Below are 23,585 nucleotides of genomic sequence, written 5' to 3'. Positions count from 1 at the left end.
ATTCATCTTGCTAATGGGCTGGATGAGTATGTGGTCAAGCCCTCGGCCTATTAGTACCGGTCAGCTCCACGACTTGCGCCGCTTCCACTTCCGGCCTATCAACCCGCTGGTCTGGGCGGGGGCCTTACCCGGTTGACCCGGTGAGAGACCTCATCTCGAAGCGAGCTTCCCGCTTAGATGCTTTCAGCGGTTATCCCTGCCGAACGTAGCCAACCAGCAGTGCTCCTGGCGGAACAACTGGCACACCAGAGGTTCGTCCGTCCCGGTCCTCTCGTACTAGGGACAGCTCTTCTCAAGTCTCTTACGCGCGCGGCGGATAGGGACCGAACTGTCTCACGACGTTCTAAACCCAGCTCGCGTGCCGCTTTAATGGGCGAACAGCCCAACCCTTGGGACCTACTCCAGCCCCAGGATGCGACGAGCCGACATCGAGGTGCCAAACCATCCCGTCGATATGGACTCTTGGGGAAGATCAGCCTGTTATCCCCGGGGTACCTTTTATCCGTTGAGCGACACCGCTTCCACATGCCGGTGCCGGGTCACTAGTCCCAGCTTTCGCTCCTGCTCGACCCGTCGGTCTCGCAGTCAAGCTCCCTTGTGCACTTGCACTCGACACCTGATTGCCAACCAGGCTGAGGGAACCTTTGGGCGCCTCCGTTACATTTTGGGAGGCAACCGCCCCAGTTAAACTACCCACCTGACACTGTCCCTGATCCGGATCACGGACCGAGGTTAGACATCCAATTCGACCAGAGTGGTATTTCAACGATGACTCCACGAACACTGGCGTGCCCGCTTCACAGTCTCCCACCTATCCTACACAAGCCGAACCGAACACCAATATCAAGCTATAGTGAAGGTCCCGGGGTCTTTCCGTCCTGCCGCGCGTAACGAGCATCTTTACTCGTAGTGCAATTTCGCCGAGCCTGTGGTTGAGACAGCTGAGAAGTCGTTACGCCATTCGTGCAGGTCGGAACTTACCCGACAAGGAATTTCGCTACCTTAGGATGGTTATAGTTACCACCGCCGTTTACTGGCGCTTGAGTTCTGAGCTTCGCCTTGCGGCTAACCCGTCCCCTTAACGTTCCAGCACCGGGCAGGCGTCAGTCCGTATACATCGTCTTTCGACTTCGCACGGACCTGTGTTTTTAGTAAACAGTCGCTTCTCACTGGTCTCTGCGGCCACCCACCGCTGCCCCGCGCAAGGCGGTTCACAGCAGATGGCCCCCCTTCTCCCGAAGTTACGGGGGCATTTTGCCGAGTTCCTTAACCACAGTTCGCTCGATCGCCTTGGTATTCTCTACCTGACCACCTGAGTTGGTTTGGGGTACGGGCCGCTAAGAACTCGCTAGAGGCTTTTCTCGGCAGCATAGGATCATCCAATTCGCCTCAATCGGCTATGCGTCGGGCCTCACCCTGGATGCGATGCGGATTTACCTACATCGCGGGCCACACCCTTGCACCGGTACTACCACTCACCGGTAGGACTACCTTCCTGCGTCACCCCATCGCTTGCCTACTACCAGTCCAGGTCCCGCGCTCCCCCGGATCAGACCCGAAGGTCAGTCACCGGCTTTGGGCGGTTAGTATCGCTGGGTTCAGCATGGGCGTTCTTTCGCGGGTACGGGAATATCAACCCGTTGTCCATCGACTACGCCTGTCGGCCTCGCCTTAGGTCCCGACTCACCCTGGGCGGATTAGCCTGGCCCAGGAACCCTTGGTCATCCGGCGGGGGAGTTTCTCACTCCCCTTTCGCTACTCATGCCTGCATTCTCACTCGTGTGGCGTCCACGGCTGGATCACTCCGCCGCTTCCACCGCCACACGACGCTCCCCTACCCATCCACACACCTGGCCCAGCTCCCGAAAGAACTGGACGGGCTCGTGTGAATGCCACAGCTTCGGCGGTGTGCTTGAGCCCCGCTACATTGTCGGCGCGGAACCACTTGACCAGTGAGCTATTACGCACTCTTTCAAGGGTGGCTGCTTCTAAGCCAACCTCCTGGTTGTCACTGCGACTCCACATCCTTTTCCACTTAGCACACGCTTAGGGGCCTTAGCTGATGATCTGGGCTGTTTCCCTCTCGACTACGAACCTTATCGCCCGCAGTCTCACTGCCACGCTCTCACTTACCGGCATTCGGAGTTTGGTTGATTTCAGTAACCTTGTGGGGCCCCTAGACCATCCAGTGCTCTACCTCCGGCAAGAAACACGTGACGCTGCACCTAAATGCATTTCGGGGAGAACCAGCTATCACCGAGTTTGATTGGCCTTTCACCCCTACCCACAGCTCATCCCCTCAGTTTTCAACCTAAGTGGGTTCGGTCCTCCACGCGGTCTTACCCGCGCTTCAACCTGGCCATGGGTAGATCACTCGGCTTCGGGTCTAGAGCACGCGACTGATTCGCCCTGTTCGGACTCGCTTTCGCTACGGCTACCCCACACGGGTTAACCTCGCCACGTACCGCTAACTCGCAGGCTCATTCTTCAAAAGGCACGCAATCACCCCTGCCCCGAAGGGCATAAGGCTCTCACGGCTTGTAGGCACACGGTTTCAGGTACTATTTCACTCCCCTCCCGGGGTACTTTTCACCTTTCCCTCACGGTACTTGTCCGCTATCGGTCACCAGGGAGTATTTAGGCTTAGCGGGTGGTCCCGCCAGATTCACACCGAATTTCACGGGCTCGGTGCTACTTGGGATACGACTCGGGAGGCCATGAGTTTTCGTGTACGGGGCTCTCACCCTCTACGGCGACCCCTTCCAGAGGCCTTCCACTAACCCATGACTTTTTGACTCCCTGACAGTTCGGCAGAACCATCTGAGTCGTCCCACGACCCCGACCACACAACGCCTGCCGGCTTGGCATGCGATCGGTTTAGCCTCATCCGCTTTCGCTCGCCACTACTCACGGAATCACGGTTGTTTTCTCTTCCTGTGGGTACTGAGATGTTTCACTTCCCCACGTTCCCTCCACACGCCCTATGTGTTCAGGCGCGGGTCACACCACATGACTGGTGCGGGGTTCCCCCATTCGGAAATCCTCGGATCAACGCTCGGTTGGCAGCTCCCCGAGGCTTATCGCAGCCTCCTACGTCCTTCATCGGCTCCTGGTGCCCAGGCATCCACCGTGTGCCCTTAACAACTTGACCACACACAACACCCACGCCCACCCACCACAACCACACCCCCCACCCGGGCGAACCCAGGAAGACGAGGAGCGGTGTACGTGGATGAGCGCGGATATCCAGAACAAATGATTACAAGATGCTCGCGTCCACTGTGCAGTTCTCAAAGTACGGAAGATGACCCACCACCCGAAACCGCCAGCCCCAGGACACCCCGGGCGGTACGACATCTGACAGGCCTCCGCAGAAGCAACGAGCTCGATCAGCCCGCTCCCTCAGGACCCAACAGCGTGCCTACGACCAGCCACTCCCACCACCCCGCTCCACACCCTCCCCCCGCCCCTACGAGAGGGGCCGGGCTCACCGGGTCGTACTAGGGGCAGCCTGAGCTGCCTGGCCGAACTGGTCAGCGTTCCACCCTCGAGCTCCGCCACGAACACCCGAGCACCCCCGATGTTGAGGGCACTTCCTGGTCCGTGCACGGCTCTGGACCACCACACGAGTGTGGCGGCCAGTGCTCCTTAGAAAGGAGGTGATCCAGCCGCACCTTCCGGTACGGCTACCTTGTTACGACTTCGTCCCAATCGCCGATCCCGCCTTCGACGGCTCCCTCCACAAGGGTTGGGCCACCGGCTTCGGGCGTTACCGACTTTCGTGACGTGACGGGCGGTGTGTACAAGGCCCGGGAACGTATTCACCGCAGCGTTGCTGATCTGCGATTACTAGCGACTCCAACTTCATGGGGTCGAGTTGCAGACCCCAATCCGAACTGAGACCGGCTTTTTGGGATTCGCTCCACCTCGCGGTATCGCAGCCCTTTGTACCGGCCATTGTAGCATGTTTGCAGCCCTAGACATAAGGGGCATGATGATTTGACGTCATCCCCACCTTCCTCCGAGTTGACCCCGGCAGTCTCCTATGAGTCCCCACCATCACGTGCTGGCAACATAGAACGAGGGTTGCGCTCGTTGCGGGACTTAACCCAACATCTCACGACACGAGCTGACGACAACCATGCACCACCTGTGCACGACGCCAAAGGCACCCCGTATCTCTACGAGATTTCCGTGCATGTCAAGCCTAGGTAAGGTTCTTCGCGTTGCATCGAATTAAGCAACATGCTCCGCCGCTTGTGCGGGCCCCCGTCAATTCCTTTGAGTTTTAGCCTTGCGGCCGTACTCCCCAGGCGGGGCGCTTAATGCGTTAGCTGCGGCACGGAGACCGTGGAATGGCCCCCACACCTAGCGCCCAACGTTTACGGCGTGGACTACCAGGGTATCTAATCCTGTTCGCTCCCCACGCTTTCGCTCCTCAGCGTCAGTTACTGCCCAGAGACCCGCCTTCGCCACCGGTGTTCCTCCTGATATCTGCGCATTTCACCGCTACACCAGGAATTCCAGTCTCCCCTGCAGTACTCTAGTTTGCCCGTATCGACTGCAGGCCCGAGGTTGAGCCTCGGGTTTTCACAGCCGACGCGACAGACCGCCTACGAGCTCTTTACGCCCAATAATTCCGGACAACGCTTGCACCCTACGTATTACCGCGGCTGCTGGCACGTAGTTGGCCGGTGCTTCTTCTGTAGGTACCGTCACTTGCGCTTCGTCCCTACTGAAAGAGGTTTACAACCCGAAGGCCGTCATCCCTCACGCGGCGTCGCTGCGTCAGGCTTTCGCCCATTGCGCAATATTCCCCACTGCTGCCTCCCGTAGGAGTCTGGGCCGTGTCTCAGTCCCAGTGTGGCCGGTCACCCTCTCAGGCCGGCTACCCGTCGTCGCCTTGGTGGGCCACTACCCCACCAACAAGCTGATAGGCCGCGGGCCCATCCTCAGCCGATGAATCTTTCCACCACCAGACCATGCGGTCAGCGGTCACATCCGGTATTAGCACCAATTTCTTGGAGTTATCCCAGAGCTGAGGGCAGGTTGCCCACGTGTTACTCACCCGTTCGCCGCTAGGGCACCACCCCGAAGAGTGGGCCTCGCTCGACTTGCATGTGTTAAGCACGCCGCCAGCGTTCGTCCTGAGCCAGGATCAAACTCTCCGTAGATGATTTGATCGCAGCTGAGACCAAGAGTTGGCACTCTCGTTCAATCAACCAAAGGAACCCCAACGACACCCACAAAAAGGGATGCCGAATGGGGGTATTGATACTTGGCACTGACTTTCGGCACGCTGTTGAGTTCTCAAGGAGCGGACGCGCACGAAACCCGACCAATTTCTTGGCCCTCGTTCGAGGCGGCTTGTCCGACTGTACGCCGTGCACGGCTCGCTGTCACACCCGGGGGTCTGACCTCGCGGCTCCCGGCTCTTTCGACCCGGTCTCGCTCGGCGCAAAGAAGAACTTACGTGCCGTCCGGGGCGCCGTCAAACCGCTGTGGGGCCCGAAGCGCCCCGGATGGGCTCTCCGAGCACCTCGCCCGGGAGAAAGCCCAGGTCAGCGCCGACCGCCTGGCCTCCGATTGCGAGGCAGGTCACCTTCTGCGGCTTCGAAAAGGAGTTGAACGGCGCCCCAGGAGCCTCAGAGGCCCAGCAACGACTCGATCCCGACGGTCAGACCGGGGCGGTGGCCGATCTCCCGGACCGCCAGGAGCACACCGGGCATGAAGGACGCCCGGTCGTAGGAGTCGTGCCGCAGGGTCAGCGTCTCCCCCGCTGCGCCCATCAGCACCTCCTGGTGGGCGACGAGGCCGGCGAGCCGGACCGCGTGCACCGGGACGCCCTCGACGTCGGCGCCACGCGCCCCGGGCAGCGAGTCGGACTCCCGCGTCGCGTCCGGGGCGGCCGGGACGCCGGCGGCCCGCCGGGCGGCCGCGACGAGCCGGGCCGTGCGGGCCGCGGTGCCCGAAGGGGCGTCGACCTTGTTCGGGTGGTGCAGCTCCACGATCTCCACCGACGGGAAGAAGCGGGCCGCCTCCTGGGCGAAGCGCATGAGGAGCACGGCACCGATCCCGAAGTTCGGTGCGATGAGCACCCCGAGGTCGGGCTTGGGCTCCAGCCACTCCGCGATCGTGGCCAGCCGCTGCTCGTCGAAGCCGGTCGTCCCGACGACGCAGTGGATGTTCTGGTCGATGCAGAAGCGGATGTTGTCCATGACGGAGTCGGGCCGGGTGAAGTCGACGACCACCTGGGCGCCCGCGTCGGCGACGTTGAACAGCCAGTCACGCTCGTCGACCATCGCCACGAGCTCCAGGTCCTCGGCGGCGTCGACCGCCCGGCACACCTCGGTGCCCATCCGGCCCCGGGCGCCGAGCACGCCCACCGAGACGAGCGGAGTCTCTCCGGTGGCGGGGGTGGCGGGCTGGACGTCGGGGACCGGCGAGGTGCTCATCCCGCGATGCTCACCAACGCGGGCGCCGCACGCAAGGCGGCGCCCCACCCACCGGCAGGTCAGGCCCGGCGGCGGGCGAGGACGTCCCAGACCAGGAGCCCGACGGCGACCCCGGCCACGTCGGCGAGCAGGTCCGCGACCGACGTCGAGCGGTTGAGCACGGGCAGGGACTGGAGCAGTTCGCTGACCGAGGCGTAGAGCACCAGGACGACGGCGAGCGCCCCCCGCCCGACGCCGGCCCAGCGGCCACTGACCGCCAGCACGGCGAACAGCAGCACGTGGACCACCTTGTCCACGCCGGCCGGAGCGGACGGGACGCCCGAGGCCGGCGTGAACAGCACGACCAGGGAGACCAGCACGACGACCGCGAACAACCCACGGGCGAGCGGACCGTGGACGGCGGGCACCGTGGTCGGACGGGAGGTCATCGGCGGCTCAGGCGGCGAGCAGCCGGTCGAGGTCGCGCTCCCGGTAGGGGCCGACGACGGCCAGGCAGGTCGGCCGGGTGAACAGGTCGGCGGCGACCGCGCGCACCTGGTCCTCCTGCACGGCCTCGAGCCGGTCCAGGACGGTGCGCACCGGGAGGTACTCGCCGTACGAGAGCTCGCTCTTGCCCAGCCGGCTCATCCGGGAGCCGGTGTCCTCCAACCCCAGGACCAGGCCGCCCTTGAGCTGGCCGCGCGCCCGTACCACCTCCTCGGTGGTCAGCCCCTCCGCCGCGACCTCGGCGAGCGAGGCCCGGATCAGCCGGAGGACCTCGGGGACGCGCTTGGGCGAGCAGCCGGCGTAGACCGAGAAGCTGCCGGCTCCGGCGTAGTGGGTCAGCGAGGAGCCCACGCTGTAGACCAGGCCCCGCTTCTCCCGGATCTCCTGGAACAGCCGGGAGCTCATCCCGCCGCCCACCGCCGCGTCCAGCACCGCGCCGGCGTAGCGCCGCTCGTCCAGCCGGCCCATCCCCAGGCTGCCCAGCAGCAGGTGGGTCTGCTCCGTGCGCCGGTGGATCAGCCCGGTCGGCCGGGCCGGCCCGCCCAGGACGACGTCGGACCCCAGCCGCAGCGGCTCCGGCCGCGCTCCCCCGCCCAACCGGTCACCGAAGGCCGTCGTGACGAGGTCGACCACCTGCTGGTGGTCGACCCGCCCGGCCGCCGAGATGACGATCGAGGGGACGGCGTAGCGGTCCCGGTACCAGCCGTCGACGTCGTCCCGGGTCAGGGACTCGATCGACTCGACGGTGCCCAGCACCGACCGCCCCAGGGAGGTGTCGCCGAACAGGGTCTCGGCGTACAGGTCGTGCACGGCGTCGGCGGGCTCGTCGTCGCGCATCGCGATCTCCTCGAGCACCACCGTGCGCTCGGACTCCAGGTCCGGGGCGGTGTTGAGGGCCTCGGTGACCAGGTCGCCGAGCAGCGTCACCGCGAGCGGGAGGTCGCTGGCGAGCACGTTCGCGTAGTAGCAGGTGTGCTCCTTGGCGGTGAAGGCGTTCATCTCACCGCCGACGGCGTCCATCGCCGTGGCGATCTCCAGCGCCGTCCGGCTCCGGGTGCCCTTGAACAGCAGGTGCTCGAGGAAGTGCGAGGAGCCACCCAGCTCCGGGCTCTCGTCCCGGGACCCGACGCCGACCCAGATGCCCAGCGTCGCCGACAGCACCCCGGGCATCGTCTCGGTCAGCACCCGCAGCCCGCCGGGCAGCTCTGTCCGCTCCACCCGACCGCCGACCTCGTCGACGTCGAGCACCACCGTCTCGCCCACCCGGCCCGTCCCTGCACCGGCCGGGGCCGGGACGGACGCCGCAGCGCCCGCCCCGGCCCCGGTCAGGTCGGTACTCGTGATCACGCCTCCGCGGGGGCGGCGGTCTCGTCAGCCGGAGCTGCGTCACCGGCAGCGGCGGCGTCACCCTCGACGACCGGCACCAGGCTGATCTTGCCGCGGGCGTCGATGTCGGTGATCTCGACCTGCAGCTTGTCGCCGACGTTCGCGACGTCCTCGACCTTGGCGATGCGCTTGCCGTTGCCGAGCTTGCTGATGTGCACCAGCCCGTCGCGGCCGGGCAGCAGCGAGACGAAGGCGCCGAAGGCGGTCGTCTTCACCACGGTGCCGAGGAACCGCTCGCCGACCTTGGGCAGCGTCGGGTTGGCGATCGCGTTGATCCGGTCGACCGCGGCCTGGGCCGAGGGGCCGTCGGAGGCGCCGACGTAGATCGTGCCGTCGTCCTCGATGGTGATGTCGGCGCCGGTCTCGTCCTGGATCGCGTTGATCATCTGGCCCTTGGGGCCGATGACCGCACCGATCTTGTCGACCGGGATGCGCACCGTGGTCACCCGCGGGGCGTAGGCGCTCATCTCGTCGGGGCCGTCGATCGCCTCGAGCATGACGTCGAGGATGTGCAGCCGGGCCGCGCGGGCCTGGGTCAGCGCACCGGCGAGGACGTCGGAGGGGATGCCGTCGAGCTTCGTGTCCAGCTGGAGGGCCGTCACGAAGTCCTTGGTGCCGGCGACCTTGAAGTCCATGTCACCGAAGGCGTCCTCGGCGCCGAGGATGTCGGTCAGCGCGACGTACTCGGTCTTGCCGTCGACCTCGTCGGAGACCAGGCCCATGGCGATGCCGGCGACGGCGGCCTTCAGCGGGACACCGGCGTTGAGCAGGGCCAGCGTCGAGGCGCAGACCGAGCCCATCGAGGTGGAGCCGTTGGAGCCGAGGGCCTCGGAGACCTGACGGATCGCGTAGGGGAACTCCTCGCGGTCCGGCAGCACCGGCAGCAGCGCCCGCTCGGCCAGCGCGCCGTGGCCGATCTCGCGGCGCTTGGGCGAGCCCACCCGGCCGGTCTCACCGGTGGAGTACGGCGGGAAGTTGTAGTTGTGCATGTAGCGCTTGCGGGTGATCGGGTTCAGCGTGTCCAGCTGCTGCTCCATGCGGAGCATGTTCAGCGTCGTGACGCCCATGATCTGGGTCTCGCCACGCTCGAACAGCGCCGAGCCGTGCACCCGCGGGAGCACCTCGACCTCGGCCGACAGCGGCCGGATGTCGGTGAGGCCACGGCCGTCGATGCGGATCTTGTCGCGCAGGATGCGCTGGCGGACGACCTTCTTGGTCACCGCGCGGAAGGCCCCGGAGATCTCCTTCTCGCGGCCCTCGAACTGCCCGGCCAGGGCGGCCTTGACCTCGTCCTTGAGCGCGTCGGTGGCCTCCTCGCGCTCCTGCTTGCCGGCGATGGCCTGGGCCACGGCCAGCTTCTCGGCGGCCTGGGCCTCGACGGCGGCGTAGACGTCGTCCTGGTAGTCCAGGAAGCGCGGGAAGTGCGCCTCCGGCTTGGCGGCCTTGCCGGCCAGCGCGGACTGCGCCTGGCACAGCGCCTTGATGAACGGCTTGGCGGCCTCGAGGCCCTGGGCCACGACCTCCTCGGTCGGGGCGGTGGCGCCACCGGCGACCAGCTCGATGGTCTTCTCGGTGGCCTCGGCCTCGACCATCATGATCGCGACGTCGCCGTCGGGCAGGACCCGGCCGGCCACGACCATGTCGAAGACGGCGTCCTCGAGCTCGGCGTGCGTCGGGAAGCCGACCCACTGGCCGTTGATCAGCGCCACCCGGGTGCCACCGATCGGGCCGGAGAACGGCAGGCCGGAGAGCTGGGTGGAGGCCGACGCGGCGTTGATCGCGAGCACGTCGTAGACGTGGTCGGGGTCCAGCGACAGGACGGTGATGACGACCTGGACCTCGTTGCGCAGGCCCTTGGCGAAGGTCGGCCGCAGCGGGCGGTCGATCAGCCGGCAGGTCAGGATGGCGTCCTCGGAGGGCCGACCCTCGCGGCGGAAGAACGAACCGGGGATCTTCCCGATGGAGTACATCCGCTCCTCGACGTCCACCGTGAGCGGGAAGAAGTCGAACTGCTCCTTGGGCTGACGGCCGGCCGTGGTGGCCGACAGCAGCGTGGTGTCGCCCATGGTGGCGACGACGGAGCCGGCGGCCTGCTTGGCGAGGCGGCCGGTCTCGAAGGTGACGGTGCGGGAACCCAGGGCCCCGTTGTCGATCACCGCGGTGGCGGTGAACACGCCGTCCTCGGCGTCGAAGTCGATGGGGTCTGTGGTGGGTGCGGACATCGTGTCCTCTTCCTACGTCGCATACGGCGACGTCCTCTTCGCGGCGTCGCGCCGACGGCGTCCGGGGCGACCGGTCTTCGATCGAAGCCCTCGGGGGCGCACTCGCGGTTCCTGCGCTCAGGCTCGCTGCGTCCCGGGGGCCACTACCGAGGACCGGCCCTCGCGGGGCGGCCGGCGTGGGGCCGGTGGTCCCGTGCGGCGGGTGCCGCACGAGTGAGGGGACCGTCCCGGTGTTGCCGGAGCGGTCCCCTCGGTCGTGCTAGCGGCGCAGGCCGAGCCGCTCGATGAGCGAGCGGTACCGGTTGATGTCGGTCTTCGCCAGGTAGTTCAGCAGCCGCCGGCGGCGGCCGACCAGCAGGAGCAGGCCCCGCCGGCTGTGGTGGTCGTGCTTGTGCATCTTGAGGTGCTCGGTCAGGTCGCTGATCCGTCGGGTCAGCATCGCGACCTGCACCTCGGGGGAACCGGTGTCGTTCTCGACCGTCGCGTACTCGGTCATGATCTGCTTCTTCGTCGCGCTCTCCAGCGCCATGGTGCCTCCAGGGCAGGTCACGTGTGGCCCCCGGTCTGTGTCACGGGGGCAGCATGCACACACGTCGGTCACCCGACGTCGACGTCGAGGTTACACGGGTGCACCAGGGCCGGGCCGGGCCGAGCGGCGGACCAGGCCCTCGACCCGGGCCCGCGGGAGCGCGACCGGCCGGCGCCGGCCGGTCAGACCCCGAGGACGGCGCGGGTCCTCGCCACGTCCTCGCCCATGGCCACCAGCAGCTCCGGCACCCCGGCGAAGCTGACCATCGGGCGCAACCGCTCGACGAACTCCACGCCGACGTGCTCGCCGTACAGGTCGCCGTCGAAGTCCAGCAGGTGCGCCTCGACCGTGCGCCGGGCCCCGGCGAAGGTGGGGTTGCTGCCCACCGAGATGGCGGCCGGGTGGGTGCTGCGGCTGACGCCGCGGTGGTCCCGCAGCACCAGCCGGCCGGCGTAGACCCCGTCGGCCGGGATCGCGGTGTGCGCCGGGCTCTCCACGTTGGCGGTCGGGTAGCCCAGCTCCCGCCCGCGACGGTCACCGCGGACGACGATCCCGTCGACCCGGTGCGGGCGGCCCAGCGCCAGGGCCGCGGAGGCCATGTCGCCGGCGGCCACGCAGGCCCGGATGTAGGTGGAGGAGATGGTCACCTCGCCGTCGCCGGCCAGGGCGGGCGCCGAGCCGACGCTGGTCAGGTCGACCCCCTCGACGCTGAAGCCGAAGCGCCGGCCCTCGGCGGCCAGCGACTCGACGGTGCCGGCCGCCTTGTGCCCGTAGGTGAAGTTCTGCCCGACCACCACCTGGGCGGCGTGCAGGTGCTCGACCAGCACAGTGTGGGTGAACTCCCCCGGCGAGAGCCGGCTGAACTCCGGGGTGAAGGGCAGCACGCACATCGCGTCCACGCCCAGGGCGGCCACCAGTTCGGCCTTGCGGTCGGCCGAGGTCAGGATCGCCGGGTGGGAGCCGGGCCGCACCACCTCGGAGGGGTGCGGGTCGAAGGTCAGCAGCAGCGCCGGCCGTCCGACCGCGTGGGCCCGGCTGACCGCCGCCCCGATCAGGTGCTGGTGGCCGCGGTGCACCCCGTCGTACATGCCGACGGTGACCACCGTGCGCCCCAGGTCCGGCGGAGTCGCGTCCAGCCCACGCCAGCGCAGCACGCCGTCCCCCTCCCCCGCTACCGAGTGGTCGACGTGCTCAGGAGGCCGCGGGCGCGACGCGGTGCAGCCAGCCGTGGGTGTCGGGCACCCGGCCGTGCTGGATGTCGAGCAGCCGCTCGCGCAGCTCCATGGTCAGCGGACCGGGCTCGCCGTTGCCGACCGTGAAGTCCCCGGTGCGCCCCTTGACCTCGCCGACCGGGGTGATGACCGCGGCCGTGCCGCAGGCGAAGGTCTCGGTGATCGAGCCGTCGGCCGCACCTTCCCGCCACTCGTCGACGCTGACCTTGCGCTCGGTGACCCGGTGCCCGAGCTCGCGGGCGACCGTGATCAGCGAGTCGCGGGTCATGCCCGGCAGCAGCGTGCCGGTCAGCTCCGGGGTGACGAGCTCGGCGTCGGGGCCTGAACCGAGGACGAAGAACAGGTTCATCCCGCCCATCTCCTCGACCCAGCGCTTCTCCACCGCGTCCAGCCAGACGACCTGGTCGCAGCCGGCAGCGATCGCCTGCTCCTGGGCCAGCAGGCTGGCCGCGTAGTTCCCGGCGCACTTGACGTCACCGGTGCCGCCGGGAGCGGCCCGGATGTAGTCCTCGGAGAGGAAGACCGACACCGGCTGCACGCCCCGCGGGAAGTACGCCCCCGCCGGGCTCGCGATCACCAGGAACAGGTACTCGCTCGCCGGCCGGACGCCGAGGAACGGGTCGACGGCCATCATGTACGGCCGGAGGTAGAGGGTCTGGTCGGGGCCGGTCGGCACCCACTCGCGGTCGGCGTCGACCAGGGCGTCGACGGCGGTGAGGAAGGCGTCCTGCGGGACGGCCGGCATGGCCAGCCGGGCGGCGCTGCGGGCGAACCGGGCGGCGTTGGACTCCGGCCGGAAGGTCGCGACGCTGCCGTCGGGCTGGGCGTAGGCCTTGAGGCCCTCGAAGATCGACTGCGCGTAGTGGAGGGTGGCGGTGCTGGGGTCCAGCTGCAGGGGCCCGTAGCCGGTCAGCCGGGCGTCGACCCAGCCCTCACCCGCGCGGTACCGGGCCACGACCATCGAGTCGGTGAAGTGCCGGCCGAAGCCTGGGTCCGCGAGGATCGCGGCGCGTTCGGCGGCGGGCCGGCGCGGCACGTCCTCCACGACCAGCGGCACGCCCTCGGTGAAGACCCGGGGAGAGGTACGGCTGTCGGCGAGCGTGTCGGTCATGGCTCCCACCTGCTGGTGCTCGTGCTGGAGCGTGCCCGGCGGTTGCCCGGCCCGCCCGGTCACCCTAGCCCGGCCCTCCGGGCCCGGGGCACGTGCGGCGGGACGACCGCCCGCCGGCCACCTGGTGCGATCGGACCGACCGGAGGGCCGGCCGTCGTCGTCCGGCTCGGTGTCGACGACGGCACGGGCCTGCGGCTCAGCTGCCCTTCGGGGCCGCGGACTCGACGACCTCGTAGCTCCACACGTGCTGCTGCGAGCGCTCGGCGGCGGGGGCCAGGGTGTCGCCGCCGCCGTCGTGCGCGCGGTCGAAGTCCTGGCTGGTCTGCCAGGCCTCGTAGGCCTCCTGGCTGGTCCACCGCGTGTAGACGAGGTAGGAGTCGGTGCCCGCGACCGGGCGCAGCAGCTCGAACCACTCGAACCCGGGGGTGGTCTCCACCGCACCGGCCCGGCCCTTGAACCGCTCCTCGAAACGGGCGCGCTTGTCCTCGGGCATGGTCACGACGTTGATCTTGACGATGCTCATGCACCGCATCCTGCCCAGTCGCGACCGGCTCGACACAGCGGGTGGGCGAGACTGGCCCGGTGACCGAGCAGCCGCGCACCGCCGACATCGGGTTCGCCCGGCTCGACCCGGACCGGGCGGCCCGCACGGGGACGCCCGAGGTGGTGTTCGCCGGCGGCAAGACCCCGGCCGAGACGGTCGGGTGCCTGGCCGGCCTGCTGGACGCCGGCGCCCCGCTCGCCTGGGCCACCCGGGTCGACGAGCCGACGGCCGCGGCGGTGCGCGAGCGCTGGCCGGAGGCCCACGTCGACCCGGTGGGCCGGGTGGCCTGGGTGGGCACTCCCCCGCCCCCGGTCGGCGAGGTGCTGGTGCTGACCGCCGGGACGTCGGACGGCGCGGTCGCCGCCGAGGTGGCCGCCACCCTGGCCGCCAGCGGCGTGGCGTGCCGGCGGGTCGACGACGTCGGGGTGGCCGGCGTGCACCGGGTGCTGGCCGTGGCCCCGGACCTGGCCGCGGCCGATGCGGTCGTCGTGGTCGCCGGGATGGACGGCGCGCTGCCCAGCGTGGTCGCCGGGCTCACCGACCGGCTGGTGGTCGCCGTCCCCACCTCGGTCGGCTACGGCGCCGCCTTCGAGGGCCTGGCGGCCCTGCTCACCATGCTCACCGCCTGCGCGCCCGGCGTCCTGGTGGTCAACATCGACAACGGGTTCGGCGCCGGCGTCGCGGCCGCCCGGATCGTCCGGTCGGCTCAGCGGTAGCGCACCGGGTCCGGCAGCAGCTCGTTCATCGCCCCGGACCGGAAGCCCCGCGGGTCCAGCTCCACCCGGGCGAAACCGGGGACCGCGGCCAGCAGCTCCGGCCCCACGACCGGGACGAGGGCGGCGTCGACCTCGACCCGGGCCACGTCCCCGCCCAGGTCCCGCACCCGCAGGTCATGCACCGCGTGCCCGGCCCCGGCCAGCGCCGTCCGCAGCGCCGCCTCGGCCACCTCGACCCGGGCCAGGCCGGCCGCGGACACCGGCACCCCGTAGGCGATCCGGCTGGCCAGGCACGCTGCGGCCGGCTTGTCCGCCAGCGGCAGGCCCCAGAGCCGGGCGGCGGCGCGGACGTCGTCCTTGGTCATCCCGGCCCGGGCCAGCGGCGCCCACGCCCCGCGCGCCGCGGCCGCCCGGATGCCGGGGCGGAAGCCCGCTTGCAGGTCGTCGGCGTTCGTGCCGGTGACCACGTCGGCGATGCCCAGCTCCGCGGCCAGCGGCGTCAGCACGTCGACCAGCTCGGTCTTGCAGAACGCGCACCGGTCACCGGCGTTGGCGACGTACCCCGGCCGGGACAGCTCGTCGGTCCGCGGCTGCTCGTGCCGCACCCCCAGGCCCACCGCGAACTCGTGCGCCGCGACCCGCTCGGCGGCCGGCAGGCTCGGCGAGACCGCCGTCGCCGCGACCACCCGCTCGACGCCCAGGGCGCGCACCGCGGCGGCCAGCACCACACCGGAGTCCACCCCGCCGGAGAAGGCGACCAGCACCCCGGGGACGGCGGAGAGCTCGGCGTCCAGCAGGGCCAGCCGGTGCTCGAGTGTGCTCATCGGAGGCCAGGGTGTCACCCGGCTCAGCCCGGCGGGAAGCCGACCGCGACCCGGGCCACCGACCCGGCGTCCTCCACCAGGGCGACCAGCCGGCCGTCGGGAGCGACCGCGGCGTGCAGACCCGGGGCGCCGGTGGCCGGGACGCGCTGGCCGTACCCCAGGGCGACGGCCTCCTCGGCGGTGAGCTCCCGGGCCGGGAAGACCGCCCGGGCCGCGTCGGTCAGCCCCAGCACGCCCGGCCCGCTGCCCGGCCCGGCCAGCGCCCCGGCGGCGTCCTCGACCGGTCGGGCGTCGGTGGTGGCGAACGGCCCGGACGAGGTGCGGCGCAGCGCCGTGAGGTGACCGCCGACCCCGAGGACCGTGCCCACGTCCCGGGCGATCGCCCGGATGTAGGTGCCGGTGCTGCAGGAGACCGTCACGTCGACGTCGACCAGCTCCGGGGTGGGACGACGGACCCCGTGGACGTCGATCCGGTGCACGGTCACCGACCGGGCCGCCAGCTCGAACTCCTCACCGGCGCGCACCCGGTCGTAGGAGCGCCGGCCGTCGACCTTCACCGCGCTGACCGACGACGGCACCTGCTGCAGCGGGCCCACCTGGCCGGCCAGCGCCGCGCGGACGGCGTCCTCGGTGACCGCGGCGGCCGACGCGGTGGCGGTCACGTCGCCCTCGCGGTCGTCGGTGACCGTCGTCTGGCCGAGCCGGATGGTCGCCTCGTAGGTCTTGTCCGAGCCGGAGAGGTGGCCGAGCAGCCGGGTGGCCGCGCCCACGCCGAGCACCAGCAGCCCGGTGGCCATCGGGTCCAGCGTGCCGGCGTGGCCGACCTTGCGCACCGACAGCACCCGCCGGGCCCGGGCGACGACGTCGTGGGAGGTCATGCCCGGGGCCTTGTCGACCAGCAGCAGGGACGGCGGGACGTCGGCGTCGGGCTTCTTCGGGCTCATCGGACCTCCCCGCCGGGGCTCGTCGACCGGTCCTGCTCGGCTGGTGGGCACGTCGTCCCGCTCGCACGCTCGCTCACCGGGCCACCGTCTCACCCAGCCAGGCGCTCCCCCGCACCCGCCAGCCGACGGCCACCAGCCGCAGCACGATGAACAGGGTCAGGCCGGTCCACACCCCGGGCAGTCCCCAGTCCAGCCAGCCGGACAGCAGCGACAGCGGCACGAAGCCCACCAGCGCGGAGCCGACGGTGACGGTGCGCAGATAGGCGACGTCCCCGGCGCCCATGAGCACCCCGTCGAGGGCGAAGACGACCCCGGCCAGCGGCTGCATCAGCGCCAGGAACCACCAGACGACGCCGGCCTCGGCGAGCACCGCCGGGTCGTCGGTGAACAGCGGTGGCAGCACCGGCCGCAGGGCGAGCAGCAGGAGGGCGACGAGCACCCCGGTGCCCAGGCCCCAGCCGACCACCCGACGGGCGGTCTCGCGGGCCTCGGCCGGGCGGGCCGCACCCAGGGCCGTGCCGACGAGGGTCTGCGCGGCGATGGCGTAGGCGTCCAGCACCAGCGCGAGGAACAGCCACAGCTGCAGCGCGATCTGGTGCGCACCGAGCTCGGCGGTGCCCGAGCGGGCCACGACGGCAGCCGCGGCGGCGAAGGCAAGCTGGAGGACGGCGGCGCGCAGCAGCAGGTCGCGGCCGAGGACCAGCTGGGCCCGCAGCGCCGCCGGCCGGGGCCGCAGCGAGATCCCGGTGCTGGCCAGCTCGCGGGTCAGCGCGCGCACGAAGAGCGCGGCGGAGACCGACTGCCCGGCCACGTTCGCCACCGCGGAGCCGACCAGGCCCATCCCGGCCGTGTGCACCAGCAGTGGGCACAGGACCAGGCTCACCAGGCTGCCGGCCAGCACGTAGCCCATCGGCCGGCGCAGCTCCTGGACGCCGCGCAGCCAGCCGTTGCCGGCCAGGGCGAGCAGCAGCAGCGGCAGCCCCAGGCAGGCCACCCGCAGCCACTCCTCGGCGGCGTCGGCGACCGGCCCGGCTCCACCGGCGAGCAGGCGGGTCAGCGGCCCGGCCGCGACCTGGAGGACGGCGACCAGCCCGACCCCCAGCGCCAGGGCCAGCCAGGTGGCCTGCACGCCCTCCGCGACCGCGCCGTCCCGGTCACCGGCCCCGGCGCGCCGGGCCGCGCGGGCGGTGGTGCCGTACGCGAGGAAGTTGAGCAGCGCCGCCACGTAGGCGAGCAGCCCGCCGCCGATCGCCAGGCCACCGAGGCTGACCGTGCCCAGGTTGCCGACCACGGCGGTGTCGACGAGCAGGTAGAGCGGCTCGGCGGCCAGCACCACCAGGGCCGGCGCCGCCAGCGACGGGACCGACCTGCTCAGCGGGCCAGCTCCTGCCGGAGCTGGGCGATCGTGCCGTCCCGGTCGGCCGTCGAGGTGTAGCCGGCGGCAGCCCGGTGCCCACCGCCCCCCAGCGCCATCGCGACCCGGGCCAGGTCGGTGGCCCCGCGCGAGCGGAGGGAGACCGACCACGAACCGTCGTCCTGGCCCTTGAGGACGCAGGCGACGTCGGCCTCGGCGGTCGCGCGGACGACGTCGACGAGGGCTTCGAGCTGATCGGCGGCCAGGCCGTGGGCGCGGGCCTCGGCCGACGTCGACCAGGTCCAGACCAGGCCGGCGCCGACCTCGCGGTCCAGCGCCGCCCGCCCGGTGACGGCCGAGAGCAGCCCCAGCCAGCCGAAGGGCGCGGTGTCGAACAGCCGCTGACTGATCGCCGCGTGGTCGATGCCGGTGCGCAGCAGCCGGGCAGCCAGCTCGTGGGTGCCCGGCGCGGTGTTGCCGAAGCGGAAGGACCCGGTGTCGGCGGTCAGCCCGGCGTAGAGGCAGGTGGCCAGCTGCTCGTCGAGCTCGACGCCCAGGCCGTCCAGCAGGTCGGCGACGAGCACCACGGTCGCAGCGGCGTGCGGGTCGACCACCCGGATCTCCCCGAACCCCGGGTTGCTGGCGTGGTGGTCGACGACGACCGACCGCCGTGCGCCGGCCAGCACGGCCGCCAGGTCCCCCAGCCGGCCCGGGGAGGCGGCGTCCAGGCTGACGAACACGTCGACGTCGGCCGGCACGGCCCGTGGTGGGACCAGCTGCTGCGCGCCGGGGAGCCAGCCCAGCGAGGCCGGCAGCGTGAACGGCTCGGGGAAGGTCGCGGTCACCCGGGCGCCGCGGCGGCGCAGCCCCTCGGCCAGCGCCAGGGTGCTGCCCAGGGCGTCGGCGTCGGGCTGGACGTGCCCGGAGAGCACGACCGTCCGCCCGGCCGCCGCCGCCCCGGCGAGCAGTTCCACGGCCGCGTCCGCGGGCGCGGAGACGATGGTCATCGGCTCACGTGCCGTCCGGGCCGGCGTGCGGCGGCTGCTGCGGTTCCGGGTCGTTGTTGCCGCCGCCCACCGCGTAGTGCGTGCCGTCGTCCGGCTCGTCCGCGGCGATGCTGTCGGTCGTCCCGACGTCGCCGTGCTTGCCGCCGGCGGTGGGGTCGCCGGAGGCCGGCTCCTCCCGGCCGCCGAACCCGGCCTTGTGCTGCTGCCCGGCCAGGTCGTCCGGGTCCGGGTCCACCGCGCCGGTCACGACACGCTCCGCTCGGCCGCCGACGGACGACCGTCGGCGGCGTCGGCACGCTCGTCGGCCGGGGCGTCCAGGGACTCCCCGTCCTCGGCGTCCTCGTCCTCGTCGACCGCCGGCCTGCGGTAGGGGTCGGCCTCGCCGGCGTACTGGGCGTTCTCACGGGCACGGGCCAGTTCGGCGTCCGCCTCCCGGACGCGGGCCAGCGCCTCCTCCAGCTCCCGGGCGGTGTCCGGGACGATGTCGGCGACGAAGGTCAGCGTGGGCACGAACTTGATGCCGGTCTGCTTGCCCACGGTGGAGCGCAGCACGCCGGTGGCGCTGGCGAGGGCCCGGGCGGAGTCCTCGATCTGCTGCTCGTCGCCGTAGACGGTGTAGAACACCGTCGCCTCGCGCAGGTCACTGGTGACCCGCGCGTCGGTGATGGTGACCATCCCGAGGCGGGGGTCCTTGATCTGCATCTCGATCGTGGCGGAGACGATCTGGCGGATGCGCACGGCCAGTCGGCGTGCGCGGGCCGGGTCAGCCATCGGTCCTCCTCGGAACGGCCAGGAACGGTCCTGGGTGGGTCTGGAGGGCCCCGTCGCAGGGCCCCGCCCCGCGACGCGGCGTGGGGTGGGGGGCGAGGGGCCTCAGTCGGTCTCGCTGAACAACTGCCGGTGCGTGGACAGCAGCATCACCTCCGGGCGGTCTGCCAGCCACCGCTCGCAGGCGTCGAGGACGTCGGCCACGTGCGCGGGCTGCCCCGCCACGGTGGCGACCCCGACCTGCGCGCGACGGTGCAGGTCGGGGTCGCCCACCTCGGCGACGGCCACGGCGAAGCGACGCCGCAGTTCGGCCACGATCGGCCGGACCACGGCACGCTTCTCCTTGAGCGAGTGGACGTCCCCCAGCAGCAGGTCGGCGGTGAGCGTGCCCGTGAACACGCTCACCGCCTCCCTACTGCCAGGGTCTGTCCCGGCCCCCTTGCCCCCCGCCACGAACCAGCGAGTGGCGGGGGGCAAGGGGGTCCTTGCTCAGGCGCGCGGCTTCTCGCGCAGCTCGAAGGTCTGGATGACGTCCTCGGGCTTGATGTCGTTGAACGACCCCAGCCCGATACCGCACTCGTAACCCTCGCGGACCTCGGTCGCGTCGTCCTTGAAGCGACGCAGCGACTCGACGGTCAGGTTGTCCGCGACCACGGCGCCGTCCCGGATGAGACGGGCCTTGGAGTTGCGGACGATCGTGCCGCTGCGCACCAGGGAGCCCGCGACGTTGCCGATCCGCGGGACCCGGAAGACCTCGCGGACCTCCGCGGTGCCCAGCTGCACCTCTTCGTACTCGGGCTTGAGCATGCCCTTGAGCGCGGACTCGATCTCCTCGATGGCCTGGTAGATGACCGTGTAGTACCGGACGTCCACGCCCTCGCGGCTGGCGAGCTCGGTGGCCTGGCCCTCGGCCCGGACGTTGAAGCCCAGGACGATGACGTCGTCGGCCAGCGCCAGGTCGATGTCGCTCTTGGTGATCCCACCGACGCCGCGGTGGATGACCCGCAGCGAGATGTCGTCGCTCACCTCGATCTTCATCAGCGCCTCTTCGAGCGCCTCGACGGTGCCCGAGTTGTCGCCCTTGATGATCAGGTTGAGCTGACGGGTCTCCTTGAGCGCCGCGTCGAGGTCCTCCAGGCTGATCCGCTTCCGCATGGACGCGTTCTGCGCGTTGCGGATGCGGGCCTGACGGCGATCGGCGATCTGCCGGGCGATCCGGTCCTCCTCGACGACGAGGAAGGTGTCACCGGCACGCGGCACGGATGTCAGGCCGACGACCTGGACCGGACGGGCCGGCAGGGCCTCCTTGAGCTTGTTGCCGTGCTCGTCGAGCAGCGACCGGACGCGACCGTAGGCGTCGCCGGCCACGATCGAGTCGCCCTGGCGCAGGATGCCGCGCTGGACCAGCACCGTGGCGACGGGGCCACGGCCCTTGTCCAGCTTGCCCTCGATGACCACACCCTGGGGGTCCTGGCCCACGTTGGCGCGCAGGTCCAGGGAGGCGTCGGCGGTCAGCAGGATCGAGGTCAGCAGGTCGTCGAGGCCCTGACGGGTGGTCGCGGAGACGTCGACGAACATCGTGTCGCCGCCGTACTCCTCGGCCACCAGCCCGTACTCGGTGAGCTGCTGACGGATCTTGGCGGGGTTGGCCCCCTCCTTGTCGATCTTGTTGACCGCGACCACGATCGGCACCTCGGCGGCCTGGGCGTGGTTGAGCGCCTCGACCGTCTGCGGCATGACGCCGTCGTCGGCGGCCACCACCAGGACGACGATGTCGGTGACCTTCGCGCCGCGGGCACGCATCGCGGTGAACGACTCGTGACCCGGGGTGTCGATGAAGGTGACCGGACGCTCGTTGCCCTCGAGCTCGGTGACGATCTGGTAGGCGCCGATGTGCTGGGTGATGCCACCGGCCTCCTTGCCCGCCACGTTGGCGTGCCGGAGCGCGTCCAGGAGCTTGGTCTTCCCGTGGTCGACGTGACCCATGACGGTGACGACGGGCGGGCGGATGCCCCAGTCGTCCTCGTCGTCGCTCTCCTCGTCACCGAAGGTGAGGTCGAAGGTGTCGAGGAGCTCACGGTCCTCGTCCTCGGGGCTGACGACCTGGATGACCCAGCCGATCTCGGCACCGAGCAGCTGCAGGGTGTCGTCGTTGACCGACTGCGTCGCGGTGATCATCTCGCCCAGGTGGAACAGGGCGGTGACCAGCGCGGCCGGCTCGGCGTTGATCCGCTCCGCCAGGTCGGTCAGCGAGGCGCCACGCGGCAGCCGGACGGTCTGCCCGTTGCCACGGGGCAGCGAGACGCCGCCCATGCTCGGCGCCGCCATGGAGTCGAACTCCTGACGCCGCTGCTTCTTGCTCTTGCGCCCACGGACCGGACCGCGACCACCCGGACGCCCGAAGGCACCCGCGGTGCCGGCACCGGAACCACCGCGGCCACGACCACGGCCACCGCCGCCGGGGCGGAAGCCACCGCCGGCCGGCGCGCCGCCGGGACCACCGGGGCCACCGCCACCGGGACGGAAGCCACCGCCACCGCCGGGACCACCCGGACGGCCACGACCACCGGCACCACCGGGGCCGCCGGGACCACCCGCGCGACCGCCACCGGCCGGCCGCGGCGGCATCATGCCGGGGCTCGGACGCTGCGGCATCATGCCGGGGTTGGGACGGGGCCCACCCGGACCGGCGGCGGGACGGGGCCCGCCAGGACCGGACGCCGGGCGAGGACCGCCGGCGCCGGGAGCCGGACGCGGGCCGCCGGGGCCGGGACGCGGCCCACCGGGGCCGGCCTGCTGACCGGGAGCCCCGCCGGGTCGCGGACCGGCCGCAGCCGGACGCGGGGCGCTGCTGAAGGGGTTGTTGCCCGGCCGGGGAGCCGGACGGGGGCCGGGACGCGGCCCGGGGGCGGCCGGACGCGGAGCGCCCGGGGTGCCGCCACCAGCGGCCGGACCGGCGGGTGCACCACCGGCCGGGCGCGGACCCGGGGCAGCCGGACGCGGGCCCGGCTGCGCCGGTGCGGCCGGCGGCTGCTGGGTCGGGGCGCTGGCGGCCGGCTGCTGCGGCGCCGGGACCGGCTGAGCCGGAGCCGGAGCCGGGGCAGCGGCCGCCGGCTGCTGCGGCGCCGGCCGGGGGCCGGGACGCGGGCCGGGGGTGGCCGGACGGGCCGGGGCGTCAGCCCGGGCGGCAGGAGCCTGGGGAGCGGCCGGGGCCGGTGCCGGGGTGGGAGCCGGGGCAGCGGGGGCCGGCGCGGCGGGAGCCGACGTCACGGGAGCAGCCGGCCGGGGGCCGGGCGTGGGACGCGGACCCGGGCGGGCGCCGGAGGCGCCGTTGCCGCCACCGCTCGAGGCGCCGTCGCCGGGGAAGGCCTCACGCAGCCGTCGGGCCACCGGGGCCTCGACGGTGGAGGAGGCGGACTTCACGAACTCGCCCTGCTCCTTGAGCTTGGCGAGCACTGTCTTGCTGTCGATACCGAGCTCTTTCGCGAGCTCGTGTACGCGGGCCTTGCCTGGCACGGGTCTCCTCTGGTGAGGCCGGCGGCTGGCCCGCTCGACCTCTGTCTCAGTGGTGCATGGTCATCGTGGCGACTTCACGGGTTGCTCATCCGAGGTCGTCCTGCTCTCGACTGTGGACCGGCCGGGTGCCGGTCCGACTGGATCGCGCTCAGTTCGTGGTGCTCGGTGCTGCGTGGTGCTCGGTGCTGCGTGGTGCTCGGTGCCGTCGGCCCGGGCGGGTCAGCTGACCTGCCGGAGGACGTGGGCCTCGAGCGGGCCGGTCTCCAGCGGCGTGCTGCTGCGCAGCGCGCGCGGGAAGGCCCGGCGCCGGACTGCTGCCTGCAGGCACTCCGCGGTGGGGTGCAGGGACGCACCCCGGCCGGGGAGCCGTCGCCGCGGATCGGGGGTGAGCCCCCCGCCACGGACGACGACACGCAACAGCTCGGTGACCGGAGCGCGTCGCCGGCACCCCACACAGGTGCGGACCGGCATCGACGGATCGGCCATCAGGG

18 protein-coding genes, 2 rRNA genes and 1 pseudogene are annotated in these 23,585 nt (G+C 70.9%); 1 reads left to right on the top strand and 20 read right to left on the bottom strand.

Translation table 11 applies throughout. The features are described 5' to 3' along the window. Nucleotides 1-30: 30 nt before the first annotated feature. The 10 genes from FB380_RS12695 to FB380_RS12650 form a co-directional block, all read right to left on the bottom strand. A 23S ribosomal RNA gene (locus tag FB380_RS12695) occupies nucleotides 31-3,151 on the bottom strand. 501 nt (nucleotides 3,152-3,652) lie between these two features. Beyond that, nucleotides 3,653-5,174: ribosomal RNA gene (locus tag FB380_RS12690) — 16S ribosomal RNA — on the bottom strand. Together the 16S and 23S rRNA genes form the textbook arrangement of a ribosomal RNA operon. Nucleotides 5,175-5,645: 471 nt before the next feature. Further along, entirely contained in the window at nucleotides 5,646-6,455 is an 810-nt protein-coding gene (gene dapB, locus FB380_RS12685; protein ID WP_208382831.1) for a 4-hydroxy-tetrahydrodipicolinate reductase, read from the bottom strand. A gap of 59 nt (nucleotides 6,456-6,514) precedes the next feature. After that, nucleotides 6,515-6,883 carry a VanZ family protein gene (locus tag FB380_RS12680; protein ID WP_166755346.1) on the bottom strand — a complete coding sequence of 123 codons (369 nt, stop codon included), beginning with the start codon at nucleotides 6,881-6,883 and terminating at the stop codon, nucleotides 6,515-6,517. Between the two features lie 7 nt (nucleotides 6,884-6,890). Continuing rightward, nucleotides 6,891-8,288: a M16 family metallopeptidase gene (locus FB380_RS12675; protein ID WP_166755345.1), complete on the bottom strand. Its 1,398-nt coding sequence runs from the start codon at nucleotides 8,286-8,288 to the stop codon at nucleotides 6,891-6,893. Further along, the gene (locus FB380_RS12670; RefSeq protein ID WP_166755344.1) at nucleotides 8,285-10,549 is read right to left on the bottom strand and encodes a polyribonucleotide nucleotidyltransferase; all 2,265 of its coding nucleotides are present in this window, start codon (nucleotides 10,547-10,549) and stop codon (nucleotides 8,285-8,287) included. The genes FB380_RS12675 and FB380_RS12670 overlap by 4 nt, the downstream gene beginning before the upstream one ends. Before the next feature lie 259 nt (nucleotides 10,550-10,808). Beyond that, entirely contained in the window at nucleotides 10,809-11,078 is a 270-nt protein-coding gene (rpsO, locus tag FB380_RS12665) for a 30S ribosomal protein S15 (protein WP_029339129.1), read from the bottom strand. A gap of 182 nt (nucleotides 11,079-11,260) precedes the next feature. Continuing rightward, a complete protein-coding gene (locus FB380_RS12660) occupies nucleotides 11,261-12,232 on the bottom strand; it encodes a bifunctional riboflavin kinase/FAD synthetase (RefSeq protein ID WP_166755343.1) in 972 nt (323 codons plus the stop codon). 37 nt (nucleotides 12,233-12,269) lie between these two features. Continuing rightward, nucleotides 12,270-13,421, bottom strand: a complete 1,152-nt coding sequence (locus FB380_RS12655; protein WP_166755342.1) for a branched-chain amino acid aminotransferase — start codon at nucleotides 13,419-13,421, stop codon at nucleotides 12,270-12,272. Between the two features lie 196 nt (nucleotides 13,422-13,617). Next, nucleotides 13,618-13,944 carry an antibiotic biosynthesis monooxygenase family protein gene (locus tag FB380_RS12650; protein ID WP_166755341.1) on the bottom strand — a complete coding sequence of 109 codons (327 nt, stop codon included), beginning with the start codon at nucleotides 13,942-13,944 and terminating at the stop codon, nucleotides 13,618-13,620. A 59-nt stretch (nucleotides 13,945-14,003) separates the two neighbouring features. On the opposite strand from FB380_RS12650, the gene larB reads away from it, so the two are divergent. Beyond that, nucleotides 14,004-14,681, top strand: coding sequence for a nickel pincer cofactor biosynthesis protein LarB (gene larB, locus FB380_RS12645; protein WP_166755340.1), 678 nt, complete (start codon nucleotides 14,004-14,006; stop codon nucleotides 14,679-14,681). Here larB and larE read toward each other — a convergent pair. The 10 genes and pseudogenes from larE to FB380_RS12600 all read right to left on the bottom strand — a co-directional run bounded on the left by larE (nucleotide 14,672) and on the right by FB380_RS12600 (nucleotide 23,580). Next, entirely contained in the window at nucleotides 14,672-15,505 is an 834-nt protein-coding gene (larE, locus tag FB380_RS12640) for an ATP-dependent sacrificial sulfur transferase LarE (RefSeq protein ID WP_166755339.1), read from the bottom strand. The two genes, larB and larE, sit on opposite strands and share 10 nt — an antisense overlap. 23 nt (nucleotides 15,506-15,528) lie before the next feature. Continuing rightward, nucleotides 15,529-16,449, bottom strand: a complete 921-nt coding sequence (truB, locus tag FB380_RS12635; RefSeq protein ID WP_166755338.1) for a tRNA pseudouridine(55) synthase TruB — start codon at nucleotides 16,447-16,449, stop codon at nucleotides 15,529-15,531. Nucleotides 16,450-16,522: 73 nt separating this feature from the next. Next, on the bottom strand, nucleotides 16,523-17,785 hold the full coding sequence (locus FB380_RS12630) for an MATE family efflux transporter (protein ID WP_229682073.1): 1,263 nt from the start codon (nucleotides 17,783-17,785) through the stop codon (nucleotides 16,523-16,525). A 35-nt stretch (nucleotides 17,786-17,820) separates the two neighbouring features. Then, a complete protein-coding gene (locus FB380_RS12625) occupies nucleotides 17,821-18,810 on the bottom strand; it encodes a DHH family phosphoesterase (RefSeq protein ID WP_166755337.1) in 990 nt (329 codons plus the stop codon). A gap of 4 nt (nucleotides 18,811-18,814) precedes the next feature. After that, nucleotides 18,815-19,057: a hypothetical protein gene (locus FB380_RS12620; protein WP_166755336.1), complete on the bottom strand. Its 243-nt coding sequence runs from the start codon at nucleotides 19,055-19,057 to the stop codon at nucleotides 18,815-18,817. Then, nucleotides 19,054-19,581, bottom strand: a complete 528-nt coding sequence (gene rbfA / locus FB380_RS12615; protein ID WP_166755335.1) for a 30S ribosome-binding factor RbfA — start codon at nucleotides 19,579-19,581, stop codon at nucleotides 19,054-19,056. The genes FB380_RS12620 and rbfA overlap by 4 nt, the downstream gene beginning before the upstream one ends. A 102-nt stretch (nucleotides 19,582-19,683) precedes the next feature. Continuing rightward, a complete protein-coding gene (locus FB380_RS12610; RefSeq protein ID WP_229682074.1) occupies nucleotides 19,684-19,983 on the bottom strand; it encodes a DUF503 domain-containing protein in 300 nt (99 codons plus the stop codon). An 84-nt stretch (nucleotides 19,984-20,067) separates the two neighbouring features. After that, entirely contained in the window at nucleotides 20,068-21,906 is a 1,839-nt protein-coding gene (infB, locus tag FB380_RS24720; protein WP_229682139.1) for a translation initiation factor IF-2, read from the bottom strand. Nucleotides 21,907-22,953: 1,047 nt separating this feature from the next. After that, nucleotides 22,954-23,094: pseudogene (locus FB380_RS25480) on the bottom strand (translation initiation factor IF-2 N-terminal domain-containing protein); the annotation flags it as partial. 219 nt (nucleotides 23,095-23,313) lie between these two features. Continuing rightward, a complete protein-coding gene (locus FB380_RS12600; RefSeq protein ID WP_166755333.1) occupies nucleotides 23,314-23,580 on the bottom strand; it encodes a YlxR family protein in 267 nt (88 codons plus the stop codon). Nucleotides 23,581-23,585 lie beyond the last annotated feature (5 nt).

The organism is Modestobacter marinus (assembly GCF_011758655.1).
GTDB classification, from domain to species: domain Bacteria; phylum Actinomycetota; class Actinomycetes; order Mycobacteriales; family Geodermatophilaceae; genus Modestobacter; species Modestobacter marinus.
Note: the sequence above shows the minus strand (reverse complement) of the source record. Positions and strands in the feature narration are given on the sequence as shown.

What these genes read in the sequence shown, in the direction of transcription:
- truB (WP_166755338.1), bottom strand. Translation starts at nt 16,449, where the DNA reads ATGAGCCCGAAGAAGCCCGACGCCGACGTCCCGCCGTCCCTGCTGCTG.
- FB380_RS12655 (WP_166755342.1), bottom strand. Translation starts at nt 13,421, where the DNA reads ATGACCGACACGCTCGCCGACAGCCGTACCTCTCCCCGGGTCTTCACC.
- FB380_RS12670 (WP_166755344.1), bottom strand. Translation starts at nt 10,549, where the DNA reads ATGTCCGCACCCACCACAGACCCCATCGACTTCGACGCCGAGGACGGC.
- rpsO (WP_029339129.1), bottom strand. Translation starts at nt 11,078, where the DNA reads ATGGCGCTGGAGAGCGCGACGAAGAAGCAGATCATGACCGAGTACGCG.
- FB380_RS12680 (WP_166755346.1), bottom strand. Translation starts at nt 6,883, where the DNA reads ATGACCTCCCGTCCGACCACGGTGCCCGCCGTCCACGGTCCGCTCGCC.
- FB380_RS12650 (WP_166755341.1), bottom strand. Translation starts at nt 13,944, where the DNA reads ATGAGCATCGTCAAGATCAACGTCGTGACCATGCCCGAGGACAAGCGC.
- dapB (WP_208382831.1), bottom strand. Translation starts at nt 6,455, where the DNA reads ATGAGCACCTCGCCGGTCCCCGACGTCCAGCCCGCCACCCCCGCCACC.
- infB (WP_229682139.1), bottom strand. Translation starts at nt 21,906, where the DNA reads ATGGCGGCGCCGAGCATGGGCGGCGTCTCGCTGCCCCGTGGCAACGGG.
- larE (WP_166755339.1), bottom strand. Translation starts at nt 15,505, where the DNA reads ATGAGCACACTCGAGCACCGGCTGGCCCTGCTGGACGCCGAGCTCTCC.
- FB380_RS12600 (WP_166755333.1), bottom strand. Translation starts at nt 23,580, where the DNA reads ATGGCCGATCCGTCGATGCCGGTCCGCACCTGTGTGGGGTGCCGGCGA.
- rbfA (WP_166755335.1), bottom strand. Translation starts at nt 19,581, where the DNA reads ATGGCTGACCCGGCCCGCGCACGCCGACTGGCCGTGCGCATCCGCCAG.
- FB380_RS12625 (WP_166755337.1), bottom strand. Translation starts at nt 18,810, where the DNA reads ATGACCATCGTCTCCGCGCCCGCGGACGCGGCCGTGGAACTGCTCGCC.